Here is a 22,296-nt window from a genome sequence, read left to right as displayed (position 1 = left end):
CATGGTAGGACTGCTGCCATGAGCCACGATGCCGCCTCGAACACCACCGCCACCAACCAAGCCACTGACGATGATCTCGTCTTGGCTCTCCAACTGGCCGACCGAGCAGACGTCGTGACGATGGACCGCTACGGTGCGCAGGACCTGCGGATCGACACCAAACCCGATCTGACCCCGGTCACCGATGCCGACCGTTCCGCCGAAACCGAACTGCGCAATCTGTTGCAGCAGGCCCGGCCCGACGATCTGGTCTTCGGCGAAGAGTTCGGCGGCACACCGACTTTCACCGGACGGCAGTGGGTTCTCGACCCGATCGACGGCACCAAGAACTTCGTCCGCCGAGTGCCGGTCTGGTGCACACTCATCGCCCTCCTCGACGACGGTGTGCCCACCGTCGGGGTGATCAGCGCCCCGGCACTGGGCCGGCGCTGGTGGGCGGCAACGGGACAGGGGGCCTTCACCTCGTTCGGCGGTCAGACACGGCAGATCTCGGTGTCCGGGGTCTCCGAACTGAATTCGGCCAGCGTGTCGTACTCCGATCTGGTGGGCTGGGGTGAGCAACGCAGCCAGTTCCTGGCACTGCTGGACGACGTATGGCGGGTCCGGGCCTACGGCGATTTCTGGTCGTACTGCCTTCTCGCCGAGGGCGCTGTCGACATCACGGCCGAACCGGAGGTCAACCTCTGGGACCTGGCTCCGCTGGACATCTTGATCCGCGAGGCCGGCGGCACCTTCACCAATCTGGCCGGCGAACCCGGCCCCCACGGCGGCAGCGCGGTGGCCACCAACGGGCTCTTGCACGAGCAGGTGTTGCGGCGGTTCACGCAAATGTGAACTAGCTAACAGGGTCGCCGTACCTTACTCTGGAGTAAGATACGGTTCATCGGTCCCCAACATTGAGGCTGCTGATATGACCAACACTCTTCCCGCCCGGTCTGAATCCGGAGTAGGGCTGCAGAAACACAAGCGCACCGTCACCGACATCGGCCTGGCACTCATCACTCCGCTGGTGGGACAGGAATTCCTGGATCGCTACAACCTGCGCGACCCTCTCAACCGCGGGCTGCGACTCGGAGTCAGGACGGCGTTCTCGGCAGCCGGCGCTTCGACCCGTCAGTTCAAGCGCATTCAGGGCCTCGGGAAGCCACCGACCCGGCTGAAGGCCAGCGGCGCCAACTATTTTGACCTCACCCCGGACGACGAGCAGAAGATGATCGTCGAAACGGTCAACGAGTTCGCCGAGGAGATCCTGCGCCCGGCCGCCCGTGATGCCGACGACGCCGCCGCATATCCCAAGGACCTGGTGGCCAAGGCCGCCGAACTCGGAGTCACGGCGATCAACATCCCGGAGGATTTCGACGGGATCGCCGCCCACCGCGCCACGGTCACCAACGCGCTCGTCGCCGAGGCATTGGCCTACGGCGACATGGGTTTGGCGCTGCCGATCCTGGCGCCCAGCGGCGTTGCGTCGGCCCTCACCCACTGGGGCAGCGCCGACCAGCAGGCCACCTACCTCAAGGAATTCGCCGGGGAGCATGTCCCGCAGGCATGTCTGGCGATCACCGAGCCGCGGGCGTTGTTCGACCCCACGGCACTGAAGACCACCGCGGTCCGCACGCCCAGCGGTTACCGCATCGACGGCGTCAAGTCGCTGGTTCCCGCCGCCGCCGATGCCGAATTGTTCATCGTGGCAGCACAATTGAACGGCAAACCGGCCATGTTCATCGTCGAGGCCGCGAGCAAGGGCGTCACGGTGACCGCCGATCCCAGCATGGGTATTCGGGCGGCCGCCCTCGGCAAGGTCGAGTTCGCCAACGTGTCCGTTCCCCTGAGCGCACGGCTGGGCGAAGACGAGGCCGCCGACGAGGATTACTCCCAGGCCATCGCCCTGTCCCGGCTGGGCTGGGCGGCGCTGGCCGTCGGCACCTCACACGCCGTCCTGGACTACGTGGTGCCCTACATCAAGGAACGCCAGGCCTTCGGCGAGCCCATTGCCCATCGTCAGTCGGTGGCCTTCATGTGTGCCAACATCGCCATCGAACTCGACGGCCTGCGCTTGATCACCTGGCGCGGCGCCGCGCGGGCCGAACAGGGCCTGCCGTTCGCCCGCGAGGCGGCACTGGCCAAGAAACTGGGCACCGACAAGGGCATGCAGATCGGCCTCGACGGCGTGCAGCTGCTCGGCGGCCACGGTTACACGAAAGAACACCCGGTCGAACGCTGGTACCGCGATCTGCGGGCCATCGGCGTCGCCGAGGGTGTTGTTGTTCTCTGAAACGGGCCAGTTCTCTAGGAAGGCACCAAGCACATGGCGATCAATCTGGAAATGCCGAAGAAGCTGCAGGCCGTCATCGAGAAGGGCCACCAAGGTGCAGCCGAGATGCTGCGGCCGATCTCGCGCAAGTACGACCTCAAAGAACACGCCTACCCGGTGGAGCTGGACACCCTCGCAGACCTTTTCGAGGGCATCTCCGAGGCGAAGACCATCTCGTTCGCGGGAGCCGAGGCCTTCCGGGACGCAGCGGTAGACGATGGCGACAAACCCGTAACGGTCAACGGCGCCAACATGTCTGCGCTGCTGAACGCCCTCGAGATCTCCTGGGGTGATGTCGCGCTGCTGCTGTCGGTGCCGCGCCAGGGCCTGGGCAACGCGGCCATCTCGTCGGTGGCCACTCCCGAGCAGCTCGAGCGTCTGGGCACCGACGTATGGGCCGCGATGGCCATCACCGAACCGGGCTTCGGCTCGGACTCCGCGGCCGTGTCCACCACCGCCAAACTCGACGGCGACGAGTACGTCATCAACGGCGAGAAGATCTTCGTCACCGCGGGCTCGCGGGCCACCCATATCGTGGTGTGGGCGACGCTGGACAAGACCTTGGGTCGCGCGGCCATCAAGTCGTTCATCGTGCCCCGCGAACACCCGGGTGTCACCGTCGAACGCCTCGAGCACAAGCTCGGCATCAAGGCCTCCGACACCGCCGTCATCCGCTTCGACAACGCCCGGATCCCGAAGGACAACCTCCTCGGCAGCCCGGAGATCCACGTGGAGAAGGGTTTTGCGGGGGTCATGGAGACCTTCGACAACACCCGGCCCATTGTGGCGGCCATGGCGGTCGGGGTTGCTCGCGCCGCCCTGGAGGACCTGCGCAAGATCCTCACCGAGGCCGGGATCGAGATCTCCTATGACAAACCGGCCCACGCCCAGAGCGCACCGGCCGCCGAATTCCTGCGGATGGAAGCCGACTGGGAGGCCGGTTATCTGCTGACCGTGCGCTCGGCATGGCAGGCCGACAACAAGATCCCGAATTCCAAGGAAGCCTCGATGGGCAAGGCCAAGGCCGCCCGCGTGGCCAGTGACATCACCCTCAAGGCCGTCGAACTGGCCGGTACCGTCGGCTATTCCGAGGAGGCACTGCTGGAGAAGTGGGCCCGCGATTCGAAGATTCTCGACATCTTCGAGGGCACGCAACAGATTCAGCAGCTGGTGGTGGCGCGTCGACTCCTGGGGTTGACGTCAGCAGAGCTCAAGTAGCAGGGCTGTTTTCGGTATCGGCCACGTGGTCAGCGGACGGGCCCCGGGGGATCACGATCGTCCTCGTGTTCGAGTAGGTCGGCCTGCAGCCACGCCACATCGCGCCAGCTGCCGTGTTTGAAGCCCACGCGGCGGAACACCCCCGCCTCCTGGAATCCGAACGCACGGTGAAACGCCATGCTGGCGTCGTTGGGTTGGGTGATGCCGGCGAAGGCACGTCGGTATCCGCGCCGCGCCAGCCTGGCCAGCAGCTCGGTGTACAGCAGGCGGCCGCCACCGCCGCGGTGCCGGTCCGGGGCAAGGTACACACTGGTTTCCACCGACCACTGATACGCAGCACGCGACTTGAACTCGGTGCTGTAGGCATACCCGGTCACCGCACCGGTGTCGTCTTCCAGGATCAGCCATTCGTGCTTGACGCGGGCGGCGGCGATTCGGTGCGCCATCTCGTCGGCGCTCGGCGGCTCGGCCTCGAACGTGATGGCGGTGTCCCGCACGTAGTGCGCGTAGATCCGCGCGCACGCAGCACCGTCGTCGACGCCGGCGTCCCGCACCCGCGGTGTCACGCCGCGCTGTCCAGCTGACCGCGGGTGTCGTCGTCCAGCTCGATCTCGGCCACCGCGAGGTTCTCCTCGAGATGCGGCACCGACGACGTTCCGGGAATGAGCAGCACATTGGGGGCCACACCGAGTGTCCACGCCAGCGCCACCTGCGCCGGGGTGCGGCCCAGCTGATCGGCGGTACGCCGGATGATCGGATTGCCGAGCACCGGATTGTCTTGCGCAAAGGCCGATCCCAGCGGGAAGAACGGCACGAAGGCAATGGCGCGGGCCACGCATTCGTCCAGCACGGCCTGGGAGCTGCGGTCGACGAGGTTGTACGGATTCTGCACGCACACGATGTCGGTCTGAGCCACGGCATGCACCAGATGCGACGATTCGATGTTCGACAGGCCGATTCCGCCGATCAGCCCTTCATCACGGGCCGCGATCATCACGGCCAACTGATCGTCGAACAAGGCGTCCGGCCCCGAGCTGTCCATGAGGCGCAGATTGACCGCCGCCAATCGTTCGATACCCAGCGTCTGCAGGTTCGCTTCGATATCGGCGCGCAAGTCGGCGGGGGTGTCCACGGGCAGCCAGGCACCCTTGTCGTCGCGGCGGCCACCCACCTTGCTCACGATGGCCAGATCACTCGGATAGGGGTGCAAGGCTTCGCGGATCAGCTGATTGGCCACCACCGGGCCGTAGTACTGCGCCGTGTCGATGTGGTCGACACCCAGTTCGACAGCACGGCGCAGCACCGCCAGCGCCTGATCGCGGTCTCGTGGCGGCCCGAAGACACCCGGCCCCGGCAATTGCATGGCGCCGAAACCGACTCGGCGCACCTGGAAGTCTCCCAGCTGGTAGCGCTCAGCACTCATGTCAGAACCCGTTCCGGACCACGACTCGGGTCCGCCCGGTGACCCCGCCACCGGTGATCGTGCCCAGCACCTCGGGAACATCGAGTACCGCCACATCGCGGGTCACCCGGTCCAGATGTAGCGGAAACAGCTCGGTCTCGATCTGCTGCCAGACCGCACGCCGGGCCTCGATGTCGAGTTGCACGGAGTCGATGCCGGCCAGGGTGACACCGCGCAGGATGAACGGGTGCACGGTGGCCGGAAGATCCGCGGATCCGGCCAGACCCGAGATCGCAGCGATACCACCGTATTTCAGGGTGCTGAGTGCGTAGGCCAACGTCTTGCCGCCGACGCAGTCGACGACGCCGGCCCAGTGGGTCTTCCCCAGCGGGCGCACCTTTTCGTCCGGGCCCGGCACCCGGTCGATGACCTCGGCAGCGCCGAGATCGCGGAGCAGATCATGGGCGTCGGGCTTGCCGGTGGACGCCACCACCTCGTAACCGAGGCCGGCCAGCAGGTCCACGCTGACACTTCCCACTCCCCCGGTGGCGCCCGTGACGAGGACCGGACCGTCACCCGGGGCCACCCAGTGCGCCCGCAGCGCGTTGACACTCATGGCGGCGGTGAACCCCGCCGTGCCGATCGCGGCCGCCTGCGCAGCGGTGATGCTGTGCAGCTTCACCACGTACTCCGCGGGGTACCGGGCCAGGGTGGCGTAGCCGCCGTGGCGGCCGGTGCCGATGTCGTAACCGTGCGCCACCACGGTGTCACCGACGGCGAACCCGGGAGACGAACTCGCGGCCACGGTGCCGGCCACGTCGATGCCGGGAATCAGCGGATAAGACCGTGCCACACCGGCTTTCGGTGTCACAGCCAGCGCGTCTTTGTAGTTGACGCCCGAATACTCGACAGAGATCAACACCTCACCGTCCGGCAGTGCCGACGCCTCGAGCTTTTCGTGCCGCAGCACGATGTCACCCGCGGCATCCTCATGGGCCACCAGAGCGTCGAACTCATCGACCTGGGTCATCACCGAATGTCCTCTCGACCGTCCGTACCGGATCACTGACGATCATGCTCCTCCACCGGCGCGACCCAGACCCCGACACCCGCAAACGCCGACTTTCCATACCAGACAGTATGGTATGGTCGGCCGATGAACACAGCCGCCGCGGCAGTGATCGACCAGCAGTTCATCGACCGGCTCGCCGAGCGCGCCCGAGAAGCCGAGACACTGCGCCGCCTACCCGCCGCCACCGTCGCCGACCTGGTGGAATCCGGCTTCACCGACCTGCTGGTGCCCGCCCGCTACGGCGGCAGGCAGGCGGAGTTCCCGGCGCTGCTGGACCCGGTGCGGCGGATGGCGCACGGCTGCGCCTCCAGCGCATGGACCATCGGCTTCTACGTGCTGCACAACTGGATGCTGGCCCTGTTCGACGAACAGGCACAGGCCGAAGCATTCGCCTCCCGCCCGTTCCTGGCGCCGGCTCCCCTGGCCCCCACCGGCCGCGGGCTGCCCGCACCGGGCGGCATCCGGCTCCGTGGCCGCTGGTCCTGGGCGACAGGCGTGATGGACGGCAACTGGATCATCGTCGGCGCACTGTGCGGGCCGGATCACGACCTCTACCCGGCGCTGGCCCTGCTGCCGATCACGGACACCCGCATCGAGGACGTCTGGCACACCGACGGGATGTGCGCCACCGGTTCCAACGACGTCCTCATCGACGGCGCCTTCGTCCCCGAACACCGTCTGGTGCGTGTCGCCGACATCTATGCCGGCACCGCCCCGGGCGCCGCCCTGCACGACAGCCCCACCTACCGGTGGCCCATGGTGCCTGCGTTGTCCCTACTGGCCGCCATGCCCGCGCTCGGCAGCGCCGAACGGGTCATCGACCTCTATGCCGAGCGACTCTCCGAGCGGGTGCTCGCTTACGAAGGCGTGAAACAGAAAGACAAACCGATCGCCCAGGCCCATCTCGGCGAGGCGCAGGTGCGCGTGCGCGCGCTCCGCGCGCTGCTCTGCGAAACCGTGGACAGCCTCGAAAACGCAGTGCTCGCAGGGGATCCGGTACCCAAGCCCCTTCGCGCCCAAGCCCGACTCACGGCCGCCCACGTCGTGCACGAGTCGCGGGAGGTGATCGCCATGCTGGTGGGCGCGTCGGGGGCCGGCGCCCACTTCCTGACCAATCCGCTGCAACGGGCCAAACGCGATGTGGATGTGCTGGCCGGTCACGTCATCTTCGACTACGACACCAGCCGTGAGCTCGCCGGCGCGCTGGCGATCGGCGCCAAGATCCCGCCGTTTGCGATGGTGTGACGATGACCGCCAGGACGACGTCGCGACTGTCGGTCGATGACTGGATTCAGGCCGGCTACGCACTGCTGGCCGACGAAGGCTTACCGGCACTCAAGATCGACCGGCTCTGCAGCCGGCTCGGCGTCACCAAGGGCAGCTTCTACTGGCATTTCACCGATATGGCGACCTATCGGGCCGCACTGATCCAGTCCTGGGCCGAACAGCGCGGCGAAGAACCCGACGACAGCGACAGACCACCGCGTGAGCGCCTGTCGACGATGATCACCGCGCTGGTGAGCCCGCGGCACTGGAAGCTCGAACGCACGATGCGGGAATGGGCCCGGACGGACAAGAACGTGGCCGCCGGCGTCGACGCCGCGGACCGGCGTGTGCAGTCCCGCGTGCGTCAAGCGTTCGTGGACCTGGGGTTCGACGTGCCGGACGCCGAGTTGCGGGCGGCGACGACGTTCGCGGCCGGAATCGGCTTCCTGAGCCTGGCGGGAGCGAAACCCCGGCCGCTGACCGCGGGTCAACGCGAACGTTTCCTGGATCTCATGACGCGACCGTAGCCGGAACTTGACACCCGTTGACTTCAGGCAAAAGTGAAGTTAACGTCACTTTTCAGTCGACGATCGACAGGAGTAACCCAATGGAGTCGTTTACTCACCTTCGCAAGGGCGTCACACCGCGGCGGCTGCACGCGGATCTCAACGGGCTCAAAGACGATGAGCTGGGACGCGGTGGTTTCACCGGCCGCACCGCCAACATGTACCGCCGCCACGACCCCACCGCCTTCCGGTCGGTCGGCCCCCTGCGACCGGTCGACGTACTGGCCGGCGAGCTCAAGCCCAGCGACGCCACCGAGGCCCACGGCAGCCCGATGTTGTTGTTCTCCAACGCCGATTGCCGCATCTACCTGTCTCGGCGCGGCCAGGAGATGCCGTTCTTCACCCGATACGTCGACGGCGACCTGCTGCTCTTCGTGCACCAGGGCTCGGGACTGGTGGAAACGGAGTTCGGCCCGCTGCCCTACCGCGAGGGCGATTGGGTGTACATCCCCAAGGCATGTACGTGGCGCCACCTCCCCGCCACGGAGACCACCTGGCTGATGATCGAAGCGACCGACGAGTTCCGGGTGCCTCCGCCGGGACAGCTGGGCCGGCACTTCCCGTTCGATCCGTCGCAGGCCGTCATCCCGGAGCCGGCGCCCTCCGGCATGGAGGAGCGTGACGAATACGAGGTTCGTCTCGTCCACGACGGCGGTCCGACAACGCTGTTCTACCAACACAATCCGCTGGACGTCGAAGGGTGGCGAGGCGACAACTTCGCCTTCACGTTCAACATCGCCGACTACAACGTCGTCACCTCAGCCAGTGTGCACCTGCCGCCGACGGTGCATCTGTTCATGCAGGCGACCGGTGTCTACGTGATGAACTTCCTGCCCAAACCCGCCGAGAGTGTGCCGGGTACCGAACGCACGCCCTGGTATCACCGCAACGTCGACTTCGACGAGATCGCCTTCTTCCACGGCGGTTCGCTCTACGGCATTCCGATGCCGCCGGGACTGATCAGCCATGCCCCGCAGGGGGTTCACCACGGCGCCCCGGAGAAGGCACGCGAGCGCGCCCGCCGGAAGTTCGACGAGTACACCGATGTGGACTGGAAGGTGATCGCGATCGACACGCGGCGCCGGTTGATTCCGTCCGCCGAGGTGCTGGCCCACGACCTGGGTCAGCACTGACGTGGCCCGGCACGAGTATCGGCGAATCCCCTATCTGATTGCCTACCAGAACAATTCGGCGGTCCGCGATGTCTACGGCGGGGTGGCCGAGCTGGTGGTGCTGGAGAGTTATCTCCTCAAACCCGACCGCCCCTCCGATACCGTGCTGGTGTTCATGCACCCGATCGGAGGCGGCGCCTATCTGCCGATGATCAACGGGCTGGCCAAGGCCGGCCACCATGTCATCTACTGCAACAGCCGGTTCCGCGGCACCGACTCGGCGTTGCTGATGGAGAAGGTGGTCGAGGATCTCGGCGAGTGCGTCAAAGACGCCAAGAACCGGCTGGGGTACTCGAAAGTGGTGCTGGCCGGATGGAGCGGCGGCGGCTCGCTGTCTGTGTTCTACCAGCAGCAGGCTCAGAAGCCCACGGTGACGGCCAGTCCGTCCGGCGACGGCCCGGATCTGACCAAGCTGGGCCTGCTCCCGGCCGACGGCATCATGTTGCTGGCCGCACACATCAGCAGGCACGGCACGCTGACCGAATGGCTGGACGCCTCGATCCTCGATGAGAACGATCCGGACAACCGTGATCCCGAGCTCGATCTCTACAACCCGGACAACCCCAACCAGCCCCCGTACACCCCTGAGTTCCTGGAGCGCTACCGGGCAGCGCAGGTGGCGCGGAACCGGCGCATCACCGCCTGGGTCAAAGACAAGCTGGCCGAACTGAAAGCGGCAGGCCGAGCAGACGACGAGTTCGCGTTCGTCGTACACGGCACCATGGCCGATCCTCGCTGGCTCGACCCGTCCGTCGACCCCAACGACCGTGAACCCGGCACCTGCTATCTGGGCGACCCGCAGGTGGTCAACATGAGCCCGGTGGGGCTGGCGCGCTTCTGCACCTTGCGCAGTTGGCTGTCGCAGTGGAGTTATGACGACGCCAACGGTGACGCCGTGAAGGCCGGCCCGGATATCGACGTCCCGGCCCTGGTGATCGGCAACCTCGCCGACGACGCCTGCACCCCGAGCCATACCCGCAGACTGTTCGAGGCGATCGGGCATCCGGACAAGGAACTGCACGAAATCGAAGGCGCCAACCACTACTACGCCGGACCGGCCCAACGTGAGACGCTTGCGCAGGCAGTCGGGATCTGTACCGACTGGCTGCACCGGCACGGCTTCTCGCAGGAGGTGAAGTGACTCCCACCGGTCCATTGGACGGTGTCCGGGTGTTGGAGGTCGGCACGCTGATCTCGGGCCCGTTCGCCGGCCGGCTGCTCGGCGACATGGGTGCCGAGGTCATCAAGATCGAGCCGCCCGGGGCGCCCGACCCGCTGCGCACCTGGGGCCAGGCCGAACTCGACGGGCACCGGTTCTTCTGGACGGTGCACGCCCGCAACAAGAAAGCGGTCACACTGGACCTGCGCACCGAGCAGGGCCGCGAGCTGTTCCTGGAACTCGTCGACTGCAGCGACATCATCGTCGAGAACTTCCGGCCGGGCACCCTGGAACGCTGGAACCTCGGCTACGACGTCCTGCATGCGCGCAACCGCGGCATCATCCTGGTCCGGGTGTCCGGTTACGGCCAGACCGGGCCCGACGCGCACCGGGCAGGTTACGCCTCGGTGGCCGAAGCGGCCAGCGGATTGCGTCACCTCAACGGATTCCCCGGCGGTCCCCCGCCCCGGCTGGCGCTCTCACTGGGCGACAGCCTGGCGGGTATGTTCGCCGCCCAGGGTGCGTTGGCCGCGCTCTACCGGCGCACCGTCACCGGCGAAGGACAGGTGGTCGACACCGCGCTCACCGAATCCTGTTTGGCGGTGCAGGAATCCACGATCCCGGATTACGACGTCGGCGGTGTGGTGCGTGGTCCGTCAGGCACCCGCTTGGAGGGGATCGCCCCGTCCAACATCTATCGCAGCGCCGACGGCAGCTGGGTGGTGATCGCCGCCAACCAGGACACCGTGTTCCGCCGGCTCTGCGCCGCGATGGACCGGCCCGAGCTGGCCAGCGATGACCGGTTCGTCGACCACGCAGCCCGGGGACGCAATCAGGATGAGCTCGACAAACTGATCGGCGACTGGGCCGCCACCCGGCAGCCCGCCGACATCATCGACACACTGTCGGCCGCCGGCGTGATCGCCGGCCCCATCAACACCGTCGCCGAGGTGGTCCACGATCCGCAACTGCGGGCCCGGGGCATGCTGGTGGAGCACTGGGACGAGCGGGTCGACCGGTCGGTCCTCGGACCGGGCATCGTGCCCGTGCTGTCCGAATCACCGGGCACGGTGCGCTGTTCGGGCTCCAGCAGGCCCGGTCAGCACAACGACGAGGTGTTCGGCGAGCTGCTCGGACACACCGACGACGAGCTCGCGGCGTTGCGCACGAAGGGGGTGCTGTGACAGATCTACCCGAGCACGTCACCATCCGGGAAGTGGCCCTGCGTGACGGCCTGCAGATCGAGGCTCCGATTCCCCTGGCCGCCAAGATCGAACTCCTCGAAGCCATCGTGGCCACGGGTGTCCGCGAGGTGGAGGCCACCGCGTTCGTCTCGCCCAGCAAGGTGCCCGCTCTGGCCGACGCCGCAGAATTCGCTGCGGCCCTGGCGGATTTCCCGGACACCGTGCACTTCTCGGCGCTGGTCGCCAGTCCCAATGGCGCCAAACGGGCCATTGCCGCCGGCCTGGGCACCATCGAGTACGTGGTCTCGGCGGCCGACGGGCACAGCCGGGCGAACGTGGGTCGCAGTACCGCCGAAGCCGGCGCCCAGATCCCGGAGATCGTGGCGATCGCCCACGACAGCGGGGTCAGCGTCGAAGTCATCATCGCCACCGCCTGGGACTGTCCCTTCGACGGGCCCACCGCACCGCAGCGGGTGCTCGACGTGGCGACGGCCGCGGTGGCCGCCGGTGCCGATCGGTTGGCCATCGCCGACACCATCGGCACGGCCACACCACGCCGGGTGCGGTCGCTGATCGAGCAGATCGGACCCGCAGTGGGCGAACTGCCGCTGGGTGCGCACTTTCACAACACCCGGGGCGCCGGGCTGGCCAGCGCGTACGCCGCGGTCAGCGCCGGAGTGACGCGGCTGGACGCCTCGGTCGGCGGGTTGGGCGGCTGTCCGTTCGCCCCCGGTGCCAGCGGTAACATCGCCACCGAGGACCTGGTATACCTGTTGCGCGACAGCGCTGTTCACACCGACGTCGACCTGCAGGCGGCCATCGCGGCGGCGGCCGTCGCGCAACGCCTGGTAGGACACGAGCTGCCCAGCGCGCTCCTGCGCGCCGGTGACCGGTTGCCGGACGGATAGCCGTGACAGGCGAGCTGTCGCCGAAGGGCAGACAGACCAGGGAGGCCCTCGCGCAGGCTGCACGAAAACTGTTCGCCGAACGGGGCTTCCACGCAACCACGCTCGCCGACATCACCTCGGCGGCGGGTAAGTCGTCGGCAGCCTTCTACCGCTACTTCGACGACAAGGAGGACCTGCTGGCGGTGCTGGCCGAATCCTTCCTCACCGACGTGGTGCGACCGTCCGGCGGGGACATCCACCTGCCGGAGTCCCCGGACGACACCGCGTTCTTCACGGCGGCGGTCACCGGGTACTGGAACATCTTCAAGCAGAACATCGGCATCATGGTGGCGGTGGACCAACTGGCCGCCGGTCAGGCGCGGTTCGCGGCGGTGCAGAACGAGTTCCGCAGATTCGGTATGGACATCGTGCGCGCCTCGGTGGAGCGCGCCCAGAACCAGGGCTACGGCAACGACCTCGATCCGGACCACATCGCGCTGGCCATCGCGTTGCTGTTCGAACAGTTCACCACGGTGTACCTGCGCCCGGATGCCGCCGCACTCGGTGTGCGCACCAGCGACCGGGACGCCGTCCGCACACTGGCCACCATCTGGAAGAAAACGTTGTACGGCTACTGACCCCTTTCAGCCCTATCGTGGAGGAATCGACGTGGATTTCACTCTGCCGGAACATCTTCCGGGACTTCTCGCCGAGATGGACGCATTCATCGAAGCGGAGATCAAGCCGCTGGAACGCGAGAACATGCAGTACTTCGATCGGCGGCGCGAGTTCGCCAGGACCGATCTGGCGGGCGGCGGCGTCCCGGCCCGGGAATGGGAGGATCTGCTCGACGAGATGCGCCGCCGCGCCGACAAGGCAGGCTGGTTGCGGTACGGCCTGCCCGCCCAGTTCGGTGGGCGCGACGGTACCAACCTCGATATGGCGGTGATCCGGGAACACCTGGCGCACAAGGGTCTCGGACTTCACAACGATCTGCAGGACGAGTCCTCGATCGTCGGCAACTTCCCGCAGGTCATCATGATGGACCGGTTCGGCACCGAGGAGCAGAAGCGGGAGTGGATCGAGGCCATGCTGACCGGGAAGCGGTCCATGGCCTTCGGATTGACCGAACCAGGGCACGGGTCCGACGCCACCTGGCTGGAGACACGCGCTGAGCTCCACGGGGACGAATGGGTGATCAACGGCGCCAAACGCTGGAACACCGGCGTGCACCGTGCCACCCACGACCTGGTGTTCGCCCGCACATCCGGGCAAGCGGGGCAGGCGGTCGGTATCACCGCGTTCCTGGTGCCCACCGACACCCCGGGTTTCGAGGTGCCGTACTACTGGTGGACGTTCAACATGCCCAGCGATCACGGGGAGGTGACGCTGACCGATGTTCGGGTGCCCGTCGACGCGGTGCTCGGCGAGGTCGACCACGGTCTGGAAGTCGGGCAGACCTTCCTGCACGAGAACAGGATTCGCCAGGCCGCCAGCAGTCTCGGCGCGGCGCAGTACTGTATCGACCGGGCCGCGGGTCACGCCGGCGAACGCGTGGTATTCGGCAAGCCGCTGTCGGTGAATCAGGCCGTGCAGTGGCCGCTGGCCGAGCTGCAGACCGAAGCGCAGATGGTCCGTCTACTGGTCTACTACGCCGCCTGGCACCTGGACCGCGACCACCACATGGAGGTCTCGGACAAGGTGTCGATGGCCAATTACCGCGCCAACCGTCTGGTGTGTGAAGCCGCCGACCGGGCCATGCAGATCCACGGCGGCATCGGCTACAGCCGCCACGAACCGTTCGAACACATCTATCGGCACCACCGGCGGTACCGGATCACCGAGGGCGCCGAAGAGATCCAGATCCGCCGCGTGGCCCAGCGCATGCTCAAATTCGGGTCACGCCGGTGACTCCGGAGAAGCTGGGCCCAGCACTGACCTCGGTGCTGCAGCCCCTTCTCGGCGACGACGTGACCGTCACGGATCTGCGGGTGCTCACCGGCGGGGCCAGCCGCACCACGTGGTCGTTCACCGCCACCGCCGGCGCCGACCGCCGCCCCCTGATCCTGCGGACCGGCCCGCCGGATGACGTGCACGCCGGTATGGAACTCGAAGCCCGGGTGCAGTCGCTGGCCGCTGCCGCCGGTGCGCCGGTGCCGCAGATCCTCACCGCGGACAACTCTTCTGCCGGGCTGGGTAATCCGTACCTGATCTGCAGCGCCATCGCCGGGGAGACCATCGTGCGGCGGATCCAGCGTGGTCTCGATGACGCCGGCCGGGAGCAGCTGTTGCGGCAATGCGCGGGGGCACTGGCCGCGATCCATTCCGCCGATCCCGCGGACGCGGGCCTGCAGCCGCAGGACCCGTTGACCCAGTGGCGCGAGCAGCTCGACGAAATGGGCGACACCACCGCCACTTTCGAGTGGACATTCCGCTGGCTCGAGGCGCACCGCGCCGACCTACCGCCGTCCGCGCCGACACTCGTGCACGGAGATTTCCGGATGGGCAACCTCATCGTCGACGTCGAAGGCGGGACCGGGCTGGCCGCGGTGCTGGACTGGGAACTGGTGCACAGCGGCGAGATCTACGAAGACCTGGCCTGGTTCTGTGTCCGGGCGTGGCGGTTCGGCGCACCCCGCGAGCTGGGAGCCGGCGGACTGGGCAGCATCGAGGCGTTCCTCACCGCCTACGAGGCGGCGTCCGGTGCCGCCGTGGACCGGGCGGCGTTTCGCTGGTGGCTGGTGGCCGCCACGCTGCAGTGGGGTGTCATCTGCCGATATCAGGCCCAACGACATCTGTCCGGCCAGTCCCCGTCGGTGGAACTGGCCACGATCGGGCGCCGGGTGTGCGAGAACGAGTGGGATCTGCTCGAACTGCTCGACACCCGGGTGGGCGCATGACAGGTCTGCACGGCCGCCCGACGGCCGCCGAACTCGTGGCCGCGGTGGCCGACTTCCTCGACGGGGATGTCCGCGACGCCACCACCGGGCAGGTCAACTTCCACGCCCGGGTGGCCGCCAACGCGCTGCGCATGGTGCAGCGGGAATTGCAGGGCGCCGCGGGCGCCGACGAAGTACACGCGGCGCTGCAGCGCCTGGGATACCGCGACGAGGCCGGCTTGGCCGCCGCCATCCGGCGCGGCGACCTCGACGACCGCCCCGCGGAATTGTCGGACTGTCTGCGCACACTGGTCTCACACCGCCTGGCTGCCGCGCATCCGGGTTACGCCGAGCCGCAGGAGGCCGCCACATGACCATTCGCGAGGCATCGGCCGTCGAGGACGTCGCCGACACCCTCTTTCGTGCCATCGAGGGCAGCGACATCGCCATGATCGAAGAACTCTGGAACCACGACATCCTGGTCTGGCACTCCGGGGACCTCGAAGACAACAACCGGGAGCGGGCGTTGCGGGTCATCTGCTGGTTCATCAACCGGACCAGCGAACGCCGTTACGAGATCCTGGACCGCCAACTGTTCGAAGACGAGTCGGCGCAGGGGTTCGTCCAGCAGCACATCCTGCACGCCACCGGCGCCCGCGGTCCCATCGCCATGCGGGTGTGCATCGTGGTGAAGCTGGGAAACAATGGTCTGATCAGCCGTATTGATGAATACTTCAATCCGTCAGATATCGCCCCCTTGCTGAACTAGGGAGATACCGGTGACCATGCTCGACAGCTTGCTCGGCGATCCGGGCAACGCCGCGGTGTGGACGCTGGTGCCTGACCGGTCCCAGATCAGGTTCCGCTGCCGGTCGTTGTGGGGACTGGTCCCGGTGAACGGCCGGTTCACCGAGTTCAGCGGCGATGGCCAACTGGGCGGCGGCACCGCCTTCGGCCGGGTGGACATCGCGGCGGCCTCGCTGACCACCGGAATCCGCAAACGTGATGAGCATCTGCGCTCGGAGGACTTCTTCGCTGTCGATCGGTTCCCCACCATCAGCGTGGTGGTCACCGCGGTGCAGCCCGCACCCGAGGGTGTGGAGCTGCGCAGCAGCCTCACCGTCCACGGCATCACCCGTCCCATCCCGATGTCGGGCAGGATCGCGCTTCTCGACGACGGCGCCGTCGAGATATCCGCCCACACCACGGTGGACCGCACCCACTGGGACGTCGACGGGAATCTGCTCGGCATGGTCAGATCGGCAACCATGCTGCACGGCCGCGCAGTGTTCGTGAAAAGCGGCTCGCAGTAACCGAAGTGGCTGCCGCAAACAGCCTGTAGCATCGGCTCGTGCCCGACAGTCGCCGCGACGTTTCGGGTGCGGTCCGTGTCCTGGTGTACAGCGACAACGCGCGTACGCGCGAGCAGGTCAAGCTCGCGTTGGGTAAGCGGATCCACCCCGGACTGCCCGAACTGAGCTACCTCGAGGTGGCTACCGCCCCCGTCGTCATCCAGCACATGGACTCCGGTGATGTCGATCTGGCAATCCTGGATGGCGAAGCCACCCCGACCGGCGGTATGGGCCTGGCCAAGCAGCTCAAGGACGAACTCGACGAGTGCCCACCGATACTGGTTCTCACCGGCCGGGCCGACGATGCGTGGCTGGCCAATTGGTCGCGCGCGGAGGCGGCGGTGCCGCATCCCATCGATCCGATCCGCTTGGGCGAAGCCGTCGCCGGACTGTTGCGCGGTATTCCGCAAAGATGACGCTTCGGTAACCGAAGCCTCACAGCACACCACCCGGACAGCACCAATTACGCTGCGCCCCTTGCGGGTTCGCCGCCAGAATGGCGGCAGTCGGCTGTTGGATCGATCCTATCGAAATGCGCCAACCTGCCGGTCAAGATCGCTAGGCTGTGTTGTAGCTCACATCCACAGCCAAGGGAGCCGACGTCATGGACGGCGAACACGCATGAATCTCTATCTGCCCATCTTGGTGCTCGGGGCCATAGCGGCGGCATTCGCGATCGTGTCGGTGGGAATTGCGTTGGTGATCGGTCCGCGACGGTTCAACCGGGCCAAGCTGGAGGCCTACGAGTGCGGTATCGAACCGGCGCGCCAGCCCACGGGGATGGCGCGGTTCCCCGTCAAGTTCTATCTGACGGCCATGCTGTTCATCGTCTTCGACATCGAGATCGTCTTCCTCTACCCGTGGGCGGTGTCTTTCGACCAGCTGGGCATGTTCGCCCTGGTGGAGATGCTGCTGTTCATGGCGACCGTCTTCGTGGCCTACGCCTACGTGTGGCGCCGCGGCGGCCTGGATTGGGACTGAGAAGGGATCGGGACAGCACATGGGACTGGAAGAGCAGCTTCCCGGCGGGATCCTGTTGTCGACGGTGGAGAAGGTCGCCGGGTTCGTGCGGAAGGGCTCGTTGTGGCCGGCGACGTTCGGGTTGGCCTGCTGCGCGATCGAGATGATGGCAACGGCGGGGCCGCGGTTCGACATCGCGCGATTCGGGATGGAGCGGTTCTCGGCGACGCCGCGCCAGGCGGATCTGATGATCGTGGCGGGCCGGGTGTCACAGAAGATGGCGCCCGTGCTGCGGCAGGTCTACGACCAGATGGCCGAGCCGAAGTGGGTGCTGGCCATGGGGGTGTGCGCGTCATCGGGTGGGATGTTCAACAACTACGCGATCGTGCAGGGCGTTGACCACGTGGTGCCGGTGGACATCTACCTGCCGGGATGCCCGCCGCGGCCGGAGATGTTGTTGCACGCCATCGTGACATTGCACGCCAAGATCGCCGAGATGCCGCTGGGGGTGCACCGCGATGAGGTCGTCGCGGCCGCCGAGGAGGCCGCCCTGGCGGCCCGGCCCACCATCGAACTCAAGGGGCTGCTGCGATGACGGGCGAGAACCCCGGTACGCCGGAAGCCCGAGACGTGATCGGGGTCCGGCGGGGCATGTTCGGCGCCTCCGGCACCGGCGACACCTCCGGCTACGGACGGCTGGTCCGGGAAGTCACCATGCCCGGCGGCTCCCCCCGGCCCTACGGGGGCTACTTCGACGCCGTGGTGGACCGGCTCGGAGAAGCTCTGGGCGCCAACGTGTTCGCGGCAGGAGTCAACCAGGTGGTGGTTCACCGCGGTCAGCTGACCCTGGATATCGACCGCGCCCGCCTGCTCCCGCTGGCCCGAACACTGCGTGATGACCCGCAATTGCGCTTCGAACTGTGCGCCGGAGTCTCCGGCGTGCACTACCCGAATGACTTCGGTCGGGAGTTGCGGGCGGTGTACCCGTTGATGTCCATCACCCACAATCGCCGTATCCAGCTGGAGGTGGCCTGCCCGGATACCGATCCCCATGTGCCGTCACTGTTTTCGGTGTACCCGACCTGCGACTGGCATGAGCGCGAGACCTATGACTTCTTCGGGATCGTCTTCGACGGCCATCCCGCACTGACGCGCATCGAGATGCCCGACGACTGGGTCGGCCATCCTCAGCGCAAGGACTACCCCCTGGGTGGGGTGCCGGTGCAGTACCACGGCGCCACCATTCCCCCGCCGGATCAACGGAGGTCCTACACCTGATGTCGACCGATACTGTCATCACCCTGGGCGGCCAGGACTGGGACGAGATCGTCACGCGCGCCAGGGCTTCGGTCGACGCCGGGGACGCCGGCGAGCGGATCGTGGTCAACATGGGGCCGCAGCACCCCTCCACCCACGGAGTGCTGCGGTTGATCCTGGAGATCGAAGGCGAGACCGTCACCGAAGCCCGCTGCGGGATCGGCTATCTCCACACCGGCATCGAGAAGAACCTGGAGTACCGCACCTGGACGCAGGGCGTCACCTTCGTCACCCGGATGGACTACCTGTCCCCGTTCTTCAACGAGACCGCCTACTGCCTGGGGGTGGAGAAACTGCTCGACATCACCGACGACATCCCCGAACGCGCTTCGGTGATCCGGGTGATGCTGATGGAGCTCAACCGCATCTCGTCTCATCTGGTGGCCCTGGCCACCGGCGGCATGGAACTGGGCGCCATGAGCGCGATGTTCTTCGGGTTCCGGGAGCGCGAAGAGATCCTGACGGTGTTCGAGGCCATCACCGGCCTGCGGATGAACCACGCCTACATCCGTCCCGGCGGGCTGGCCGCCGATCTGCCGGACGACGGTCTGGACCGCGTCAAACGCCTGCTGGACATCCTGCCCGGCCGGTTGCACGAATTGGAGAACCTGCTTCGGGAGAACCCCATCTGGAAAGCACGCACCGTCGGCATCGGCTACCTCGACCTGACCGGCTGCATGGCGCTGGGGATCACCGGCCCGGTGCTGCGGTCCACCGGCCTGCCCCATGACCTACGCAAGTCCCAACCCTATTGCGGCTACGAGACCTACGACTTCGAGGTGATGACCGACGACTCGTGCGACTGCTACGGCCGCTACGTCATCCGGGTCAACGAGATGAACGAATCACTGAAGATCGTGGCGCAGTGCGTGGCCCGGCTGGAGAAGCTCGCCGGCCCGGTGATGATCTCGGACAAAAAACTGGCCTGGCCGGCCGATCTGAAGCTCGGACCCGACGGCCTGGGCAACTCCCCTGACCACATCGCCAAGATCATGGGCCGTTCCATGGAGGGCCTGATCCATCACTTCAAGATCGTCACCGAAGGCATCCGGGTCCCGGCCGGGCAGTGTTACGTCGCCGTCGAGTCCCCGCGTGGTGAACTCGGTGTGCACATGGTCTCCGACGGCGGAACCCGGCCCTACCGGGTGCATTACCGCGACCCGTCGTTCACCAATCTGCAAGCCGTCGCGGCGATGTGTGAAGGCGGGATGGTCGCCGACGTCATCTCCGCCGTCGCGAGTATCGACCCGGTGATGGGTGGTGTCGACAGATGACGTTGGTGGATCTGCAACTCGGCGCCCGACCCGACGAGCCCGGCCCACCCGTGGGTGGGCCCGCTGCCTACCCCGCCGATATCGAAACCCGGCTGGGCGCCGATGCCGCCGCGATCATCGCCAAGTACCCGCACCCCCGCTCGGCGTTGCTGCCGCTGCTGCATCTGGTGCAGTCCGAGGACGGATACCTGACCGCAGCCGGTATCCGGTTCTGCGCCAACCAGTTACAACTGACCGACGCCGAAGTCACGGCGGTCGCCACGTTCTACTCGATGTACCGGCGCACCCCCACCGGCAAGTATCTGGTCGGAGTGTGCACCAACACCCTGTGTGCCATCATGGGCGGCGACGCGATCCTGGAAGCCCTGCAGACCCGGCTCGGCATCCACGCCGGGCAGACCACCGACGACGGCGCCATCACCCTCGAGCACCTGGAGTGCAACGCCGCCTGCGACTACGCGCCGGTGATCATGGTCAACTGGGAGTTCTACGACAACCAAAACCCCACCACCGCAGGCGAGCTCGTCGACAGTCTGCGCACCGGGGCGCCCATTCCACCCACCCGGGGCGCACCCCTGTGCACATTCACCGAGACCTCCCGCACCCTTGCCGGACTTCCGTCTCCGGCCGGGCCGGCCACCGGTCCCGGGCCGGCCACGCTGGCCGGGCTGCGCATCGCCGGCAGCCTGGGCATGCAGGCCCCACCGAGCACCGGCCCCGCCGACCAACCTTCGGCGGACACCGAGAGCACCGAACCCGAGGCCGTCGAATCGACGCGGGACGAACCGGCACCGGCCCCGTCGGCGACGGTGCCCGCCGAGCCGGGCACCGAGGAGACGGACCCGTCGGCAACGGAGTCAGGAGACTAGATGGCTCACCCAGATCGACAGCGGGTACCCCTGACCCCGGTCCTGAGCCGGTTCTGGGACGCCGAGCAGCCCTGGACCCTGGAAACCTACCGCAACCACGACGGGTATCAGGCGTTGGCCAGGGCACTGTCGATGCCCCCGGACGACGTCATCGCGCTGGTGAAGGATTCCGGCCTGCGCGGCCGCGGGGGCGCGGGTTTCCCCACCGGCACCAAATGGTCGTTCATCCCGCAAGACGCCACCGGCGCGGGCGCGAAGCCGCATTACCTGGTGATCAACGCCGACGAGTCGGAACCCGGTACGTGCAAAGACATTCCGTTGATGATGACCACTCCGCATTTTCTGGTCGAAGGCGCCATCATCGCGGCGTATGCCATCCGGGCCCACCACGCGTTCATCTACGTGCGCGGCGAAGTGGTCCCGGTGCTACGGCGCCTGCAGGCCGCGGTGGCCGAGGCGTACGAAGCCGGCTACCTCGGGGAGGACATCCTGGGGTCCGGCTTCGACCTGGAGTTGATCGTGCACGCCGGCGCCGGCGCCTACATCTGCGGTGAGGAGACCGCGCTGCTGGACTCGCTGGAAGGCCGGCGCGGGCAGCCTCGCCTGCGGCCGCCGTTCCCCGCCGTGGCCGGGCTCTATGCCTGCCCGACGGTGGTCAACAACGTCGAGTCCATCTCGTCCACCCCGCCGATCCTGCTCGGCGGGGTGGACTGGTTCAAGTCCATGGGGTCGGAGAAGTCCCCGGGATTCACCTTGTACTCGCTGTCGGGCCATGTCACGACGCCGGGGCAGTACGAGGCTCCGCTGGGTATCACACTGCGCGAACTCCTCGACTACGCCGGAGGTGTCCGCGCCGGCCATGAGCTCAAGTTCTGGACGCCGGGTGGGTCGTCGACGCCACTGCTGACGGCCGAACACCTCGACACACCACTGGATTACGAGGGTATGGCCAAGGCGGGGTCCATGCTGGGCACCAAGGCACTGCAGATCTTCGATGAGACGACATGTGTGGTGCGCGCGGTACGGCGCTGGACGCAGTTCTACGCCCACGAGTCCTGCGGCAAATGCACCCCGTGCCGCGAAGGCACCTATTGGCTGGCCCAGATCTACGAACGCCTGGAAACCGGCCGGGGCACCGAGGACGACATCGGCAAGCTGCTCGACATCGCCGACACCATCTTCGGCAAGTCCTTCTGTGCCCTCGGCGACGGCGCCGCGTCACCCATCGTCTCGTCCATCAAGTACTTCCGCGACGAGTACGACGCGCACCTGGCGGGCGGTTGTCCGTTCGACCCGTATGCCTCCATGCTCACCACTCCCGAGGGGGTCACCGCATGACCGCGAGCAGACTCGAACTCGGCCGATCGCGCTTCGGACCACCTGTGTTCATGACTGCCCGAGTCGG

The 22,296-nt window shown here is 67.0% G+C and carries 25 protein-coding genes; 22 read left to right on the top strand and 3 right to left on the bottom strand.

Annotated features, from left to right (window positions below; translation table 11 throughout):
- The first annotated feature begins 18 nt into the window (after nt 1-18).
- From hisN to NL241_RS11870, 3 genes are all read left to right on the top strand, one after another.
- On the top strand, nt 19-834 hold the full coding sequence (hisN, locus tag NL241_RS11880) for a histidinol-phosphatase (protein WP_487688284.1): 816 nt from the start codon (nt 19-21) through the stop codon (nt 832-834).
- A 76-nt stretch (nt 835-910) separates the two neighbouring features.
- Nucleotides 911-2,275: an acyl-CoA dehydrogenase family protein gene (locus NL241_RS11875; RefSeq protein ID WP_494397638.1), complete on the top strand. Its 1,365-nt coding sequence runs from the start codon at nt 911-913 to the stop codon at nt 2,273-2,275.
- 33 nt (nt 2,276-2,308) lie between these two features.
- Nucleotides 2,309-3,532, top strand: a complete 1,224-nt coding sequence (locus NL241_RS11870) for an acyl-CoA dehydrogenase family protein (protein WP_487688279.1) — start codon at nt 2,309-2,311, stop codon at nt 3,530-3,532.
- Between the two features lie 29 nt (nt 3,533-3,561).
- On the opposite strand, the gene NL241_RS11865 is transcribed toward NL241_RS11870, so the two are convergent.
- Genes NL241_RS11865 through NL241_RS11855 form a run of 3 tightly spaced genes read right to left on the bottom strand, consistent with a single transcriptional unit; the run spans nt 3,562 to nt 5,964 of the window.
- On the bottom strand, nt 3,562-4,098 hold the full coding sequence (locus NL241_RS11865; protein ID WP_494397637.1) for a GNAT family N-acetyltransferase: 537 nt from the start codon (nt 4,096-4,098) through the stop codon (nt 3,562-3,564).
- Nucleotides 4,095-4,955, bottom strand: coding sequence for an oxidoreductase (locus tag NL241_RS11860; protein ID WP_487688275.1), 861 nt, complete (start codon nt 4,953-4,955; stop codon nt 4,095-4,097). The genes NL241_RS11865 and NL241_RS11860 overlap by 4 nt, the downstream gene beginning before the upstream one ends.
- Nucleotide 4,956: 1 nt before the next feature.
- Nucleotides 4,957-5,964, bottom strand: coding sequence for an acrylyl-CoA reductase family protein (locus tag NL241_RS11855; RefSeq protein WP_487688272.1), 1,008 nt, complete (start codon nt 5,962-5,964; stop codon nt 4,957-4,959).
- 126 nt (nt 5,965-6,090) lie between these two features.
- Between NL241_RS11855 and NL241_RS11850 the strand changes: the two genes are divergently transcribed.
- The 19 genes from NL241_RS11850 (at nt 6,091) to nuoF (ending at nt 22,229) form a co-directional block, all read left to right on the top strand.
- Nucleotides 6,091-7,251, top strand: coding sequence for an acyl-CoA dehydrogenase family protein (locus tag NL241_RS11850; RefSeq protein WP_494397636.1), 1,161 nt, complete (start codon nt 6,091-6,093; stop codon nt 7,249-7,251).
- Between the two features lie 2 nt (nt 7,252-7,253).
- On the top strand, nt 7,254-7,799 hold the full coding sequence (locus NL241_RS11845) for a TetR/AcrR family transcriptional regulator (RefSeq protein WP_494397635.1): 546 nt from the start codon (nt 7,254-7,256) through the stop codon (nt 7,797-7,799).
- Between the two features lie 80 nt (nt 7,800-7,879).
- Nucleotides 7,880-8,971, top strand: a complete 1,092-nt coding sequence (locus NL241_RS11840; protein WP_494397634.1) for a homogentisate 1,2-dioxygenase — start codon at nt 7,880-7,882, stop codon at nt 8,969-8,971.
- A 1-nt stretch (nt 8,972) separates the two neighbouring features.
- Nucleotides 8,973-10,151, top strand: coding sequence for an alpha/beta hydrolase family protein (locus NL241_RS11835; RefSeq protein WP_487688263.1), 1,179 nt, complete (start codon nt 8,973-8,975; stop codon nt 10,149-10,151).
- Nucleotides 10,148-11,353: a CaiB/BaiF CoA transferase family protein gene (locus tag NL241_RS11830; protein WP_487688261.1), complete on the top strand. Its 1,206-nt coding sequence runs from the start codon at nt 10,148-10,150 to the stop codon at nt 11,351-11,353. Before NL241_RS11835 ends, NL241_RS11830 begins: the two co-directional genes overlap by 4 nt.
- A complete protein-coding gene (locus NL241_RS11825; protein ID WP_487688259.1) occupies nt 11,350-12,261 on the top strand; it encodes a hydroxymethylglutaryl-CoA lyase in 912 nt (303 codons plus the stop codon). Before NL241_RS11830 ends, NL241_RS11825 begins: the two co-directional genes overlap by 4 nt.
- A gap of 2 nt (nt 12,262-12,263) precedes the next feature.
- Complete coding sequence (locus tag NL241_RS11820) at nt 12,264-12,878, top strand: TetR/AcrR family transcriptional regulator (RefSeq protein WP_494397633.1); 615 nt, start codon at nt 12,264-12,266, stop codon at nt 12,876-12,878.
- A 31-nt stretch (nt 12,879-12,909) separates the two neighbouring features.
- Entirely contained in the window at nt 12,910-14,151 is a 1,242-nt protein-coding gene (locus NL241_RS11815; RefSeq protein WP_494397632.1) for an acyl-CoA dehydrogenase family protein, read from the top strand.
- A complete protein-coding gene (locus NL241_RS11810; RefSeq protein ID WP_494397631.1) occupies nt 14,148-15,140 on the top strand; it encodes a phosphotransferase family protein in 993 nt (330 codons plus the stop codon). Before NL241_RS11815 ends, NL241_RS11810 begins: the two co-directional genes overlap by 4 nt.
- The gene (locus NL241_RS11805; RefSeq protein ID WP_487688251.1) at nt 15,137-15,493 is read left to right on the top strand and encodes a DUF6285 domain-containing protein; all 357 of its coding nucleotides are present in this window, start codon (nt 15,137-15,139) and stop codon (nt 15,491-15,493) included. Before NL241_RS11810 ends, NL241_RS11805 begins: the two co-directional genes overlap by 4 nt.
- The gene (locus NL241_RS11800; RefSeq protein WP_494397630.1) at nt 15,490-15,888 is read left to right on the top strand and encodes a nuclear transport factor 2-like protein; all 399 of its coding nucleotides are present in this window, start codon (nt 15,490-15,492) and stop codon (nt 15,886-15,888) included. The genes NL241_RS11805 and NL241_RS11800 overlap by 4 nt, the downstream gene beginning before the upstream one ends.
- 16 nt (nt 15,889-15,904) lie before the next feature.
- Nucleotides 15,905-16,432 carry a YceI family protein gene (locus NL241_RS11795; protein WP_494398290.1) on the top strand — a complete coding sequence of 176 codons (528 nt, stop codon included), beginning with the start codon at nt 15,905-15,907 and terminating at the stop codon, nt 16,430-16,432.
- Nucleotides 16,433-16,470: 38 nt separating this feature from the next.
- Nucleotides 16,471-16,887, top strand: a complete 417-nt coding sequence (locus NL241_RS11790; RefSeq protein ID WP_494397629.1) for an Rv3143 family two-component system response regulator — start codon at nt 16,471-16,473, stop codon at nt 16,885-16,887.
- Between the two features lie 205 nt (nt 16,888-17,092).
- Entirely contained in the window at nt 17,093-17,452 is a 360-nt protein-coding gene (locus NL241_RS11785) for an NADH-quinone oxidoreductase subunit A (RefSeq protein WP_487688247.1), read from the top strand.
- 19 nt (nt 17,453-17,471) lie between these two features.
- Nucleotides 17,472-18,026: a NuoB/complex I 20 kDa subunit family protein gene (locus NL241_RS11780; protein WP_487688245.1), complete on the top strand. Its 555-nt coding sequence runs from the start codon at nt 17,472-17,474 to the stop codon at nt 18,024-18,026.
- Nucleotides 18,023-18,709 carry an NADH-quinone oxidoreductase subunit C gene (locus tag NL241_RS11775; protein WP_487688242.1) on the top strand — a complete coding sequence of 229 codons (687 nt, stop codon included), beginning with the start codon at nt 18,023-18,025 and terminating at the stop codon, nt 18,707-18,709. Before NL241_RS11780 ends, NL241_RS11775 begins: the two co-directional genes overlap by 4 nt.
- The gene (nuoD, locus tag NL241_RS11770; protein WP_487688240.1) at nt 18,709-20,022 is read left to right on the top strand and encodes an NADH dehydrogenase (quinone) subunit D; all 1,314 of its coding nucleotides are present in this window, start codon (nt 18,709-18,711) and stop codon (nt 20,020-20,022) included. Before NL241_RS11775 ends, nuoD begins: the two co-directional genes overlap by 1 nt.
- Complete coding sequence (gene nuoE / locus NL241_RS11765) at nt 20,019-20,891, top strand: NADH-quinone oxidoreductase subunit NuoE (RefSeq protein WP_494397628.1); 873 nt, start codon at nt 20,019-20,021, stop codon at nt 20,889-20,891. The genes nuoD and nuoE overlap by 4 nt, the downstream gene beginning before the upstream one ends.
- Nucleotides 20,892-22,229, top strand: a complete 1,338-nt coding sequence (gene nuoF, locus NL241_RS11760; RefSeq protein WP_494397627.1) for an NADH-quinone oxidoreductase subunit NuoF — start codon at nt 20,892-20,894, stop codon at nt 22,227-22,229.
- Nucleotides 22,230-22,296: the final 67 nt, after the last annotated feature.

It is taken from the genome of Mycolicibacterium sp. SMGY-1XX (assembly GCF_059132455.1).
This window is presented reverse-complemented; position numbering and strand designations above follow the sequence as displayed.